General features: G+C 60.0%; 11 protein-coding genes. 7 read left to right on the top strand and 4 right to left on the bottom strand.

Annotation, left to right across the window (positions count from 1 at the left end):
• Positions 1-6 precede the first annotated feature (6 nt).
• Positions 7-765, bottom strand: coding sequence for a polysaccharide deacetylase family protein (locus EDF70_RS22885; protein WP_165932105.1), 759 nt, complete (start codon positions 763-765; stop codon positions 7-9).
• 94 nt (positions 766-859) lie between these two features.
• Positions 860-2020 (bottom strand): glycosyltransferase, encoded by a 1161-nt coding sequence (locus EDF70_RS22890; RefSeq protein WP_165932106.1) that lies wholly within the window; start codon positions 2018-2020, stop codon positions 860-862.
• Positions 2021-2118: 98 nt separating this feature from the next.
• On the opposite strand from EDF70_RS22890, the gene EDF70_RS22895 reads away from it, so the two are divergent.
• Positions 2119-3576 (top strand): hypothetical protein, encoded by a 1458-nt coding sequence (locus tag EDF70_RS22895; RefSeq protein WP_132278281.1) that lies wholly within the window; start codon positions 2119-2121, stop codon positions 3574-3576.
• On the opposite strand, the gene EDF70_RS22900 is transcribed toward EDF70_RS22895, so the two are convergent.
• Together EDF70_RS22900 and EDF70_RS22905 are read right to left on the bottom strand one after the other, a co-directional pair.
• Positions 3573-4649 carry a glycosyltransferase family 4 protein gene (locus EDF70_RS22900; protein ID WP_132278283.1) on the bottom strand — a complete coding sequence of 359 codons (1077 nt, stop codon included), beginning with the start codon at positions 4647-4649 and terminating at the stop codon, positions 3573-3575. The two genes, EDF70_RS22895 and EDF70_RS22900, sit on opposite strands and share 4 nt — an antisense overlap.
• Positions 4650-4786: 137 nt before the next feature.
• Complete coding sequence (locus tag EDF70_RS22905) at positions 4787-5590, bottom strand: class I SAM-dependent methyltransferase (RefSeq protein ID WP_132278285.1); 804 nt, start codon at positions 5588-5590, stop codon at positions 4787-4789.
• 115 nt (positions 5591-5705) lie between these two features.
• On the opposite strand from EDF70_RS22905, the gene EDF70_RS22910 reads away from it, so the two are divergent.
• The 6 genes from EDF70_RS22910 to EDF70_RS22935 all read left to right on the top strand — a co-directional run bounded on the left by EDF70_RS22910 (position 5706) and on the right by EDF70_RS22935 (position 12633).
• Positions 5706-6836, top strand: a complete 1131-nt coding sequence (locus EDF70_RS22910; protein WP_132278287.1) for an ABC transporter substrate-binding protein — start codon at positions 5706-5708, stop codon at positions 6834-6836.
• A 4-nt stretch (positions 6837-6840) separates the two neighbouring features.
• A complete protein-coding gene (locus EDF70_RS22915) occupies positions 6841-7923 on the top strand; it encodes an iron ABC transporter permease (protein WP_132278289.1) in 1083 nt (360 codons plus the stop codon).
• Positions 7917-8669 (top strand): ABC transporter ATP-binding protein, encoded by a 753-nt coding sequence (locus EDF70_RS22920; protein WP_132278291.1) that lies wholly within the window; start codon positions 7917-7919, stop codon positions 8667-8669. Before EDF70_RS22915 ends, EDF70_RS22920 begins: the two co-directional genes overlap by 7 nt.
• Positions 8670-8920: 251 nt before the next feature.
• Entirely contained in the window at positions 8921-9241 is a 321-nt protein-coding gene (locus tag EDF70_RS22925) for a hypothetical protein (protein WP_132278293.1), read from the top strand.
• Positions 9242-9592: 351 nt separating this feature from the next.
• Positions 9593-11167: a Re/Si-specific NAD(P)(+) transhydrogenase subunit alpha gene (locus EDF70_RS22930; protein WP_132278295.1), complete on the top strand. Its 1575-nt coding sequence runs from the start codon at positions 9593-9595 to the stop codon at positions 11165-11167.
• A gap of 20 nt (positions 11168-11187) precedes the next feature.
• On the top strand, positions 11188-12633 hold the full coding sequence (locus EDF70_RS22935) for an NAD(P)(+) transhydrogenase (Re/Si-specific) subunit beta (protein WP_132278297.1): 1446 nt from the start codon (positions 11188-11190) through the stop codon (positions 12631-12633).
• Positions 12634-12673 lie beyond the last annotated feature (40 nt).

Below are 12673 nucleotides of genomic sequence, written 5' to 3' on the forward strand. Positions count from 1 at the left end.
CCCGTATCAGGCGATCCCGAGTCGGTTGATCGTATCGATCACCGTTTCCACCTTCATGCCGCGCTGGCGCACCTTTTCCACCACCTCGGCGAAAAAGCGCGGCGTGCAGCCGATATTGGTCGGGTCAGGCCTCACGTCGTGCGTATAAAAGATCAGCCACCCCTTGCGGCGCTGGGCATCGTCCAGCATGGTGTCGATCGAATGTGAATCGTTGGAACAGTCGTAAAGCTCCTGCGCCTTCAGATGGGCCAGATCGATAATGCCGTGATTGGTGCCCACCTTGATGCCGCGCAAGGCCGGATAGTGCTGCATCAGCGTCAGTTTCGACATCACCGAAACCATCCCGAACGGATAGGCAAACGATACCGGCTTCGAATGACCGACGATTTCCGAAATGATCCGGTCGTTGCGACGGACATCTTCCTTGAGATCGCCAAGCGGCGTGCGCTGCACGTTGACATGATTATGCGTGTGGCCACCGATCTCGTGGCCCTTGTCGAAAAGATCGCGCACCATGGCTTCGTCGACGATCAGCTGGCCGTTTTCGTAGCGGCCCATCAGCCCGCTTGCCAGATAGAATGAGCCGCGCATGGCCGCGTCTTCCAGCGCCGGTGCCGCGTTCTGGTAGCAGGACACGGGAAAATCGTCGAAAGTAAAAGCGACGACAGCCTCGTCCAGCTTCAGACTATACGGCCTGAAATGCACATGCCTGCCGATCTTGCGGGAAAGTCCGTAGAGAATTTCCTGCGGTGAATTCGACCGCATCCCACGGCCCGCACCATTATCCGTCATACCGCCCCCAGTAGAATGATGCCGTTGCTTTAATCCAGATTGCGGCATTGGGTAAGTATATTCCCTGTTAATGGTTACTTCGAAGCTTAAGCCCCATGCGAGAAAGCACATCTTCGAATGCCTGTGCCGCCCGTTCAACCGAAAACTGCATCGCCCTTTGCCGCAGCGCATTGATGTCGGTCTGATCATCGAGAGTTCTGGCCATTGCTTCGGCAAGGGCTCCCGCATCCCCCACTGACACCAGCGGTCCAAGCCTGCCGCCTTCAAGAATTTCACGCGGCCCATGCGGCGCATCGGTGCAGACCACAGGAATGCCGCATGCCATCGCCTCGATAATGGCATTGCCCAGCCCCTCATGGCTGGAGGAGGAGACGAACAGGGCCGCCCGTGATAGCGCTTTGATCGGGTGCGGATGGTGACCGGGCAGGTCAACATCACCGGAAACGCCAAGCTCGGCAATCTTTGCTTCGAGATTCTGCCGCTCGGCTCCTTCTCCGACAATGGTCAGCTTTACCGGCCGCTGTTTGCGCAACAGCGCAAACGCCTCGATCAGCGTCAGAAAACCCTTTTCTGGCGAAAGCCGTCCTACCGAAAAAATATGTCCGGGTTCAGGCGTGCGGATGGCGCCTTCGATTTCTGCCCGGATTTCCGGCGTGATCACCGCATTGGTGCCGAGATTGACGATCTTTTCCGCGGGCACCGAAAATTGCTGGATCAGGTCGGTGCGCGCCCCCTCGGTCAGCGTCATCACCACATCGGCCATCGGATAAAGTTTTGGCGCCAGCCGGTAAGCCAGCCGGTTCTGCCAGTAGGGATCGTTCAGCCGTGCCTGCACCGGGCTTGCCGCCTCGCGCAGGATGATCCACGGCCGGGATCTTTTCGGCACGAAGCGGGAAGCCATAGCGAGCAAGGCATTCGGTGCCGCTTCTGCCGAAACCACGCCCGTCGGCCGCCCCTTGACCAGCAATCTGCGGATGGCGGGACCGGCAAAGGCAAGCCTTACCTTGGCGCCATCGCCAAGATCGATCACCGGAACATCCGGGCTGATCAGCGCGTTCAGCGGCCCGGTGCTCTGAAGCGTCACGATCGCCGTGTCGATGCCGTTCTTCTGCAATTCATTGGCCAGAAGAATGGCGTCGCGTTGCGCGCCGCCGCCATCCAGCCCGCGAACCAGAAAACACAGCCGTTTATTAGCATTCTCGACGCCACGAGAGGGATTGGTAACCATTGACCCGCCATAGTGAGCATTGAACATTCCTCGGAGGAGAATGCCCTTCGAAGATCGCAGCCTATATACATTAGGCGGCAATCATTAATGCGAGGCGAATGGCCCACACATCAGGAAAAACGCAATCAGGCGAGAGCGATGTTCTCGTCTATCTGCTTTGCCGGGTAGCCGCTGCGATCTTCAATATCGTGGCCGTGGCGCTGTTTACCCGTTTGTCCGATGCGCATCTTTACGGCGAATACCTGATCGGGTTCTCGATCTGCTTCATCGTTTACAGCCTCACCGTTCAATGGGCGGTGTTCGCGCATTTCGGCACCTATACGCAGGAAGCCGCAGACCGTTTTGCCGGTTCGCTTCTCGTCATCTCCGCCGTCATGACCGTCCCGGCCGTACTGGTCATCGCCCTTCTTGCCGCACTCGGCACGTTGGAAATCCACATCGCCTGGGGTTCGGCCTTCCTTGCCGTCTGCTTCACCGCCTATTTCGCCTCCACGGAAATCGCCCGCGCCCGGCTGCGTCCCGGCCTTGTCGCCATCGCCACCATATTGCGCAGCGCGCTTTCCATGGTGCTCGGCTGCATCGCGCTCGTCATGTTCGACAGCCCGACGGCGTTGCTGATGGCGATCGGCATCGGTTATGCGCTGGGTGCCATCCCGATCTTCGTTTACCTGCGCCGCACCAGCTGGGCATCCGGTTTCATCTGGCCGCTGAAAAGCGATGTTCTGGGCATGCTGCGATACGGCTGGCCGCTGATTTTTGCCTTCGGGGCCTCGGCGGGCGCCATGAATATCGACCGTATCGTGCTCGAGCATTATACCAATGCCGCCTCGGTCGCCCCTTACGGCGCAGTCATGGACCTGATGAAGCAGACCTTTCTGGTTCTCGCCGAAGCGATCAGCGCCGGTTACATTGCCCATGCCCGCCGGCATATGCTGAACGCGGATGAGCACGAGGTCGGTCAGGTTCTGCGCCGCAGTTTTGTCTCGCAATTGTTCATCGTCGTGTTCGGCACCGTTTCCTTCATCGTGCTCGGCCGTCTGGTATTCGGCATCATTCTGGCGCCAAGTTATGTGGATACGGCGCTCGAAATCATGCCCTTCCTTTTGATCGGCAACGCCATCCTGATCATGCGCGCCCATTATTTCGGGCAGATCATCTATCTCGGCGCATCGTCCATGCTCGAACTGGTCGCTTCGGTCCTGATGGTCGTCTCGGCCGTTGCCGCCGCCTTTGCGCTGGTGCCGGACATGGGACCCAAGGGGGCTGCCTTCGCTTTTGCCATCGGTCAGGCCGTCGCGCTGCTCATCCTGATCATCGGCGCGCCCAAGGCGTCGCGCATGCCCATCGATTGGGTCAGCGCTGGCATGCTGCTTGCCGTCGGTTTCAGCCTCACGGTCATAGGTCTGGAACTGCCGCTCCTGATCGGAACCGTCTGGGCCAATGTCACCAATATCCTGCTGATCGGCGTGGTCAGTGCTTTCTTCGCGCTGCGCTGGAACATTTTCAATATCGGCGAGGTCGCCGGAAAGCTGATTGGCAAGCTGTCGAAGGCTTAAGCCTTCAACGGCGCCAGAAACTCGCCGTAAAGCTCCAGCATGCGTGCGCGGCCATGCCGTTCTTTCTGCATTTCCGCGTAGTTCGCACGCATTTCGGGCGAAGGATAATGGGCAGCCAGATCCTGCACGGCCAGCGCCAGTTCGTCGGCATTGCGCACTTCATGAAAACGCGTCATGGCCTGCACCCCGGCGGGCTCACCTGTGGAAAGCACTTCGCGCAGCACGGCGAGATCGGCGGCCACCACCGGCAGCCCGGCCATCGTCGCCTCCACGCCGGCAAGACCGAATGTCTCCCACACGGACGGAAACACATAGATATTGCCGGCCGCCAGCACATCGCCCAATTCCGAGCGATCCACGGGGCCGATCAGATGCAGCCGGTCGAATACGCCGAGCCGCTGCGCCCGCGTCTCAAGTGCGGCCTGATCCGGCCCGTCGCCGGCAATGATCAGATGCATGCCCGGCAGAAGCGCCAGAGCGGCGACCGCCGTGGCATGATCCTTCTGCGCCACCAGCCGCCCGGTTGCCACAAGCACCGTTGCACTTGCCGGAATTTTGCACTTCTCCCGCCAGTCGCTCCGTCCCGTGGAAACGGGCAGGGGATCGACGCCATGGATGATGTCGATGAAATGTTTCCTGTAGGCAGCCGGCCAGCTGCTGAAGGCGTCGCGGGTGGCGTTCGAATTCATCACCATATGCGTATAGACGCCGATTGTACCGAACAGCTTGTCGATTGCCCGCCATTGCGGCCTCAAGCCTTCCGGCGAGGCGGTGTGATGCGAAACCCGCATGGGCACGCGTGCCAGCCAGCCGAAAAAGTTGCCATAGATCGAGGCGGCGATCTGGTAGGTGAGGATCGCCTGATAACGACCCTTGAGAATATCGCGCGCCAGCGAAGCCATGTTCCTGACGGTTTCGGCCGCACCGCCCTGCCGCAGGCCGCGGCTCTCGACGATGAAGCCGCGCTCTTCCAGCCCCGCTGTCACCATGTCCACCAGCGTGCGCACACCACCCATCTTGTCGTGGGTCACGAGCTGCAGCACGCGCGGCTGGTTATCTTTGTGGTCCGTCATCTCTTCAAGGCCCGGCAAATCATTCGCTTGCGATCATGAAGAGCATTTTTGTGCATCGCTCACAAATGTAAGCGACGCCTATTGTCGTCATCGGACCAAGGACGTGAAGCCGGTGCGGCTTTTAGATCACAATTTCCTCACAGAGGCTTTTGGGCGCAGATCGCGTAACGATGCTGCAAGCCGCGCGCCGTTGCTTTGAAGAAACTCAGGTGCTTTGCCTGTGCCCGGTGGATCTTTTGCAGCTCAGTATCGATCGTCACGCTCTCGAAACCCGCTTGCTGCAGCATCGCCGCGACATCCCCCGCCCGCGCGCCTTGCGAAAAATGCACCTGAGACAGGATTTCCGCGTGTTTTCCGGCGAGTTCCGCCGGCGCATGCGAAATCTCCGGCCTGATCAGTCCGATCCGCTCTGCAAAGGCGGCGAGCCGCTTCACCAGCTTTTCGGCAAAACCGACATTGACGAAATCGCCATCGACGATCAGCAGTTTTCCGCCGGGTTTCAGCACCCGCATCCACTCGGCAAAACAGGCGGCCGGATCGACCAGCGTCCATACCAGATGCCGGGTGACGATGACGTCGTAAGCGCCATCCGGCTCCATGGTGTTTTCGGCATCGGCCGTGCGGAAGGTGATGTCGCGGCCGCGTTTCTTTGCCTTTGTCCGGGCCAGCGCCAGCATGGTCTCCGACCAGTCCAGCCCCGTGACCCGAAAACCGGCATCGTCCATCAGGTGGGAAACCACTGCCGTGCCGGATGCAAGGTCGAGGGCAGGGCGGCCATTGCCCGCCCCGAGATGCTTTTCGATCAGCGCCCGCCATGCCTGCCGCTCGTCTTCGGAAAAAATTTCATGCCCAGGAGACAGGTCGAAATGGGCGGCGCGGGCCGACCAATAGGCCTTTATCTCATCCCGCAGATTGTAGTTCTTGCCGTGTGTTTCGCTCATTGCAGTCTTTGGTTGTCCGCTGCTTACATAGTCAAGAATTGCTCTAAAAGATAAAACTTGACCGATCCAGTCATAAAAGAATAGAGCCCCCTCGATTTCCACGGGAGAGAGAACCATGCGCCTTCCTATCAAAGCCGCGAGCCTTTCGGCAGCCCTTCTTCTGGCCTCCGTCTGGCCGGCCCTGGCCGAAAAGGTCACCATCAAGGATGTCACTGGCCGTGACGTCGAGATCGAGACCCCGGTCAAGCACGTGATCCTCGGCGAAGGCCGCCAGATCTATTTCCTGGCCGCACTCGACAAGGAAAATCCGTTCCAGCACGTTGTCGGCTGGCGCGATGACCTGCCGAAGGCCGATCCGGAAACCTATCAGGCCTATCTGGCCAAATTTCCCGAGATCGCCAAGCTGCCCACATTCGGCGGCATGAAGGACGGCACGTTCAACATCGAGCAGGCAGTGGCGCTGAAGCCCGATGTCATCCTTATGAACATCGATGCCAAGACCGCCACCGAAGAAGCCGGTTATATCGAAAAGCTCGCCAAGGTCGGCATTCCGCTGGTTTATGTCGATTTCCGCGAAAAGCCGATGGAAAACACCGAGCCGAGCATGCGCATCATGGGCAAGCTGATGGGCAAGGAACAGGTCGCCGAAGATTTCATCAAGTTCCGCGCGGATAGCATCAAGGTCGTCACCGACAAGCTGGCTGCCGAAAAGCCAAAGATCCCGGTCGTCTTCGTCGAGCGGGCCGGCGGTTATTCCGATGATTGCTGCATGTCCTTCGGCAATGAAAACTTTGGCAAGATGGTCGAGATTGCCGGCGGCAAGAACATGGCCAATGGCATCATTCCCGGCACGTTCGGCACAGTGAACCCGGAGCAGATCATCGCCTCCAACCCGGATCAGATCATCGTTACCGGCGGCATGTGGGAAGCTTTCGTTCCCGGCGGCGCCTGGGTCGGCGTCGGTTATGGTGCGGATGTGAAGGAAGGCAAGGTCAAGCTCGAAGCGCTGACCAAGCGTCCGGCCTTCACCGGCGTCAAGGCGGTCGAGGACAAGAACGTGCACGCCATCTGGCACCAGTTCTACAACAACCCCTATCAGTTCGTGGCCATCCAGGAGATCGCCAAGTGGCTGCACCCGGATCTCTTCAAGGATCTCGATCCGGAAGCGACCTTCAAGGAATTGCATGCCCGCTTCCTGCCGCTTCCTTACAAGCAGGGCTTCTTCGTATCTCTGAAGGACGAATGATCTGATGACCAACCTGGCTTTGGAACAATCCACTGCCGCCGGTTCCAGCAAAGCAGGGCGGGAGCGCTATCGCGCTCTCGCCTTCCGGCGTATTCTCATCCTGTGTCTGCTGGTGCTGGCGCTCGCCATCAGCATCGCCGCCGACATGGCGCTCGGCCCGGCCAATTACACCATCGCGGAAGTCCTGCAGGCAATCTTTTCGCCCTCCACCGCCGGCAACCAGCTGCGCGTCGTCATCTGGGATATCCGCATGCCGATCGCCCTGATGGCGGTCACCGTCGGCGCCGCACTTTCGGTCGCCGGCGCGCAGATGCAGACCATTCTGGCCAATCCGCTGGCCAGCCCCTTCACGCTCGGCATTTCCGCCGCCGCCAGTTTTGGCGCAGCCTTGGCGCTTGTCGCCGGTGTCGCCATTTTTCCGGCTGCCGTGCAATATATGGTGCCGATCAACGCCTTCCTGATGGCGATGGCCGCCTCGCTGTTCATCTATTTCGCCTCCACCATGCGCGGCGTCAGTGTCGAAACCATCGTGCTGCTCGGCATCGCGCTGGTCTTCACTTTCAATGCCGCCCTGTCGCTGCTCGAATATCTGGCCTCCGAACAGGCGCTTGCTGCCGTTGTCTTCTGGACCATGGGCAGCCTCACAAAGGCAACGTGGTCGAAGGTGTTCGTCACCGCCGCAGTGCTGGTCGTCACCGTGCCGCTGTTCATGCGCAATGCCTGGGCATTGACCGCCCTGCGTCTGGGCGATGACAAGGCCGCCAGCATGGGCGTCAATGTCCGCTCGCTACGCCTGCAGACCATGATGATCGTCAGCCTGCTCGCCGCCATCCCGGTTTCCTTCGTAGGAACGATCGGTTTCGTCGGTCTCGTCGGCCCGCATATCGCCCGCATGGTTGTCGGCGAAGACCAGCGTTTCTTCCTGCCCGGTTCGGTCATCTGCGGCGCGCTGCTGCTCTCGGTCACGTCGGTTGTCAGCAAGGTCATCATCCCCGGCGCCATCCTGCCGATCGGCGTCATTACCGCTCTGGTCGGCGTGCCCTTCTTCTTCGCGCTTATTTTCGGAAACAGGAGGCGCTCATGGTAAGCCTCGCCCTCAGGCAGGTCGGCGCCAATTACGGTCGTGTCACGGTTCTGTCGAACATCGGCATCGACACGCTGGAAAGCGGCAGCATGACCGCTGTCATCGGCCCCAATGCCGCCGGCAAGTCGACCCTGTTCAAGCGCATCGCCTCGCTGATCTCCGGCCCCGGCCTCGTGGAGCTTTCGAACAGCGACCGTGGCGACCGCTCGATCTGCTACATGCCGCAGGATACCGGCGCCAACGCCGTCCTCACCGTCTACGAATCCGTTCTCCTGTCGGCCAAGCAGGGCGGCGGCTGGCGCGTTCAGGATGACGAACTCAACGAGATCGACGAGATCCTGAAGGCGCTGCGCATCGAGGACCTCGCGTTTCGTGGTCTTGGCGAATTGTCGGGCGGCCAGCGTCAGTTGGTCTCGTTGGCGCAGGCGCTGGTGCGCAAGCCGGAAGTGCTGTTGATGGACGAGCCCACCTCGGCGCTCGACCTGCATCGCCAGATCGAGGTACTTGCCTTTGTCGGTCAACTGGCCGCCAGAAACGGCATGATCGTGCTCATCGCGTTGCACGATCTCAACCATGCTCTGCGCTATTGCCACCACACGATCGTCATTGCGAACGGCACCATGATCGTCAGCGGCAAGACGGCCGAAGTCATCACGCCGGACATGCTGCGCGATGTCTACAAGGTCGAAGCCCGTATCGAGACATGTTCGCGTGGCGAGCCTTATCTGCTGGTGGATGGGGTGGCCTGAGGATTTTCCTCGCGGATGAAAACTGCCCCTCACTTGCGATTTCTAACACTTAGCCTTTGGCTAAGATGTTGAAATCGCTTTCTCTCCCGCAAGGGGAGAGATAAGATCGCAGCGTCTTTTCCTCTCCCCCTGCGGGAGAGGATAGCAAGTCCGCGAGAGGCTTAGCCGATCGCTGGACGCGCTTGGTGAGGGGGCTCCGCCCCCAAAACCTCGAAAATTGACAAAATTCCGTGGACGTTTCGAGACGTCGCGTGAACGATATCAATATCTTGTCTCGAATCTCATCCACGCATTTCCAGACTGTGCGACACTCATCGCGTTCTGTTTCGGCTACACCGGTCTGCATTGCCGGCGATGCGAAGGACGGGCCGGTGATCGCATGGGACGCCCTGATGCAGGTGATCCATGCGGGGCTGCGCAGAAAATGGTCTTCCTCTTGCCTGAAACAGCGGCGGGGCGTGCGTGTGTCGCACACAAACCGGTTGGTGTTCGCAAATGAAGACCAACCGCCGCAGAAGGACCGGAGTTGCGCGGAAAAACCACCGAACGGGGCACGTCGTGCGCCATTATAAAATTTAATTAGGAGGCACAGGACGTGCCCCGGCCGCATAACCCGCAAACGACAGCCGGACAAAAATGAAAAACCTCAGATCGCCAAGGCATGAGTCTGTCCTCATCTCACTCGACTGTGGAAATCCGGCGTTTCGCGGCAATACGCCGCATAATTGCGTGTCCGATCGCAGGCCTGTCGGCTTGTCGCGGCGAAAAAGAGGCAGCATGATTGATCGGTTAAAGATTCATTTCAGCCGCCGGCGGCGTTTCGTTGCTCGACGGAACCGGTCAAACGGCAGCGGTGCTTGCGGCAACAACAAAACGGCGGCAACGCCGAAACCCGCGAGGAAACGGGGAAGGGTACAGGGACTATGAAAATTGGAGCGTTGAAGGAACGCGCAGAGAACGAGGCGCGTGTCGCGATGACGCCCGACTCTGCGCTGGCATTGCAGAAGCTCGGTTATGAATGTTTGATCGAAACCGGTGCGGGCAAAGCCGCCGGCTTTTTGGACGATGCCTATCGCGCCGCCGGTGTGACGGTAACCGACACTGCCGCCGCACTGTCGTCTCAGGCTGACGTGATCGCAAAGGTCCGCCCGCCGGAAAGCGCCGAGCTCGCTGATCTCGGTCCCGGCAAGACGCTGATCTCGTTCTTCTATCCGGCACAGAATTCTGCGCTGCTGGAAGAAGCCAAAACCCGCGGCGTCAACGTCATCGCCATGGACATGGTGCCGCGCATTTCGCGTGCGCAGAAGATGGATGCGCTGTCGTCGATGGCCAACATCGCCGGTTACCGCGCCGTCATCGAGGCCGGCAACAATTTCGGTCGTTTCTTCACCGGTCAGGTCACCGCCGCCGGCAAGGTCCCGCCTGCAAAAGTTCTGGTCATCGGCGCAGGTGTGGCCGGCCTTGCCGCCATCGGCACCGCCACTTCGCTCGGCGCCATCACCTATGCTTTCGACGTTCGCCCGGAAGTGGCCGAACAGATCGAATCCATGGGTGCGCAGTTCGTTTATCTCGACTTCAAGGGCGACAGCCAGGATGGCGCCGCCACCGGTGGTTATGCCGCTCCGTCTTCGCCGGAATTCCGCGAAAAGCAGCTCGAAAAATTCCGCGAACTGGCCCCTGAGATCGACATCGTCATCACCACGGCGCTGATCCCCGGCCGCGATGCGCCAAAACTGTGGCTCGCCGATATGGTCGCCGCCATGAAGCCCGGTTCGGTCATCATCGACTTGGCGGCCGAACGCGGCGGCAATTGCGATCTGACGGTTGCCGATCAGAAGGTGGTTTCGGACAACGGCGTCACCGTCATCGGTTACACGGATTTTCCGAGCCGCATGGCTGCCCAGTCGTCGACGCTTTATTCGACCAACATCCGCCACATGATGACCGACCTGACGCCGGCCAAGGACGGTGTCGTCGTTCACAACATGGAAGACGACGTCATCCGTGGTGCGACGGTCACCAAGGAAGGCGAGATAACCTTCCCGCCGCCACCGCCGAAGATCAAGGCGATCGCTGCCCAGAAGCCGAAGGAAAAGGTCAAGGAACTGACGCCTGAAGAAAAGCGCGCCAGGGAAACGGCCGCCTTCAAGTCGCAGACCAAGACCCAGGGCATTCTGCTGGCAGCCGGCACCGCACTTCTGCTGCTCGTCGGTGCGTTTGCACCTGCCAGCTTCATGAGCCATTTCGTGGTTTTCGTGCTCGCCTGCTTCATCGGTTTCCAGGTCATCTGGAATGTGTCGCATTCGCTGCACACGCCGCTGATGGCCGTCACCAACGCCATTTCCGGCATCGTCATCCTCGGCGCCCTGTTGCAGATCGGCTCCGGCAACTGGCTCGTCGTCATCTTGGGCGCACTGTCGGTTCTGGTTGCCACCATCAACATCGTCGGCGGGTTCCTCGTCACACGGCGCATGCTCGCCATGTTCCAGAAGTCGTGATCGGTTAGGGGTATAATCATATGACGATCGGTATCGTTTCCGCCGCCTACATTTCTGCGGCTGTTCTCTTCATTCTTTCGCTCGGCGGCCTTTCCGGCCAGGAAAGCGCCAAGCGTGCCGTCTGGTACGGCATTGTCGGCATGGCGCTCGCCGTCATCGCCACCATCCTCGGCCCGCAGGTGCCGGGAACCTTCGGCAACTGGCTCATCATTCTTGTGATGATCGCCGGCGGCTCGTTCATGGGCTATACCGTCGCTGCCCGCGTGCAGATGACGGAAATGCCGCAGCTCGTGGCAGCCCTTCATTCCTTCGTAGGCCTTGCCGCCGTCTTCATCGGCTATAACGCCCATATCGAGGCATGGCGTGTTGCCGGCATGGATGAGGCGACCCGCGCAACGCTCGAAGGCTTTTCTGCCATTCTCGCCCACAAGACCCCGGTCGAACTGGCCATCATGAATGTCGAAGTTTTTCTCGGCGTCTTCATCGGTGCTGTCACCTTCACCGGCTCCGTCGTTGCCTTCGGCAAGCTGGCCGGCAAGGTCGATGGCAAGGCGAAGAAGCTTCCGGGCGGTCACTTCCTCAATGCCGGCGCGGCCATCCTGTCGCTGATCCTGCTGGTCATGTACGCCAATGGTTCGGGCGTCTGGACGCTTGTGCTGATGACGCTGCTCGCCTTCTTCATCGGTTATCACCTGATCATGGGCATCGGCGGCGCCGATATGCCGGTCGTGGTGTCGATGCTGAACAGCTATTCCGGCTGGGCGGCCGCTGCTATCGGCTTCACGCTCGGCAATGATCTGCTGATCGTCACCGGTGCGCTGGTCGGTTCTTCCGGTGCGATCCTGTCCTACATCATGTGCAAGGCGATGAACCGTTCCTTCGTCTCGGTCATTCTGGGCGGCTTCGGCGGCACCACGGGCCCTGCCATGGAAATCGAGGGCGAACAGATCGCCATCGATGCCGAAGGTGTTGCCAACGCGCTCAACGACGCCGACTCGGTGATCATCGTTCCCGGTTACGGCATGGCGGTGGCGCAGGCGCAGCAGGCTGTCTCCGAACTGACGCGCAAGCTGCGCGCGGCCGGCAAGACCGTCCGTTTCGCCATCCATCCGGTTGCCGGCCGTCTGCCGGGCCACATGAACGTGCTGCTCGCCGAAGCCAAGGTCCCCTATGACATCGTCATGGAAATGGACGAGATCAACGATGATTTCCCCACGACCGACGTCGTCATCGTCATAGGCTCCAACGACATCGTCAATCCGGCGGCCGAAGAAGACCCGAATTCGCCGATCGCCGGCATGCCGGTTCTGCAGGTGTGGAAGGCCAAGCAGGTGTTCGTGTCGAAGCGTGGTCAGGGCACCGGTTATTCCGGCATCGAGAACCCGCTCTTCTACAAGGAAAATACGCGGATGTTCTACGGCGACGCCAAGAAGTCGGTCTCCGAACTTCTGCCGATGATCAAGTAACAACAAAGGGCCGGAGCATCGCTGCTCCGGCCCTTTCGCA

The organism is Neorhizobium sp. JUb45 (assembly GCF_004343585.1).
In the GTDB taxonomy this organism is placed as follows: domain Bacteria; phylum Pseudomonadota; class Alphaproteobacteria; order Rhizobiales; family Rhizobiaceae; genus Neorhizobium.

Excerpts from the sequence above, each read along its gene's own strand:
- EDF70_RS22885 (WP_165932105.1), bottom strand. The coding sequence starts at position 765 with ATGCGGTCGAATTCACCGCAGGAAATTCTCTACGGACTTTCCCGCAAG.
- EDF70_RS22890 (WP_165932106.1), bottom strand. The coding sequence starts at position 2,020 with ATGGTTACCAATCCCTCTCGTGGCGTCGAGAATGCTAATAAACGGCTG.
- EDF70_RS22895 (WP_132278281.1), top strand. The coding sequence starts at position 2,119 with ATGGCCCACACATCAGGAAAAACGCAATCAGGCGAGAGCGATGTTCTC.
- EDF70_RS22900 (WP_132278283.1), bottom strand. The coding sequence starts at position 4,649 with ATGACGGACCACAAAGATAACCAGCCGCGCGTGCTGCAGCTCGTGACC.
- EDF70_RS22905 (WP_132278285.1), bottom strand. The coding sequence starts at position 5,590 with ATGAGCGAAACACACGGCAAGAACTACAATCTGCGGGATGAGATAAAG.
- EDF70_RS22910 (WP_132278287.1), top strand. The coding sequence starts at position 5,706 with ATGCGCCTTCCTATCAAAGCCGCGAGCCTTTCGGCAGCCCTTCTTCTG.
- EDF70_RS22915 (WP_132278289.1), top strand. The coding sequence starts at position 6,841 with ATGACCAACCTGGCTTTGGAACAATCCACTGCCGCCGGTTCCAGCAAA.
- EDF70_RS22920 (WP_132278291.1), top strand. The coding sequence starts at position 7,917 with ATGGTAAGCCTCGCCCTCAGGCAGGTCGGCGCCAATTACGGTCGTGTC.
- EDF70_RS22930 (WP_132278295.1), top strand. The coding sequence starts at position 9,593 with ATGAAAATTGGAGCGTTGAAGGAACGCGCAGAGAACGAGGCGCGTGTC.
- EDF70_RS22935 (WP_132278297.1), top strand. The coding sequence starts at position 11,188 with ATGACGATCGGTATCGTTTCCGCCGCCTACATTTCTGCGGCTGTTCTC.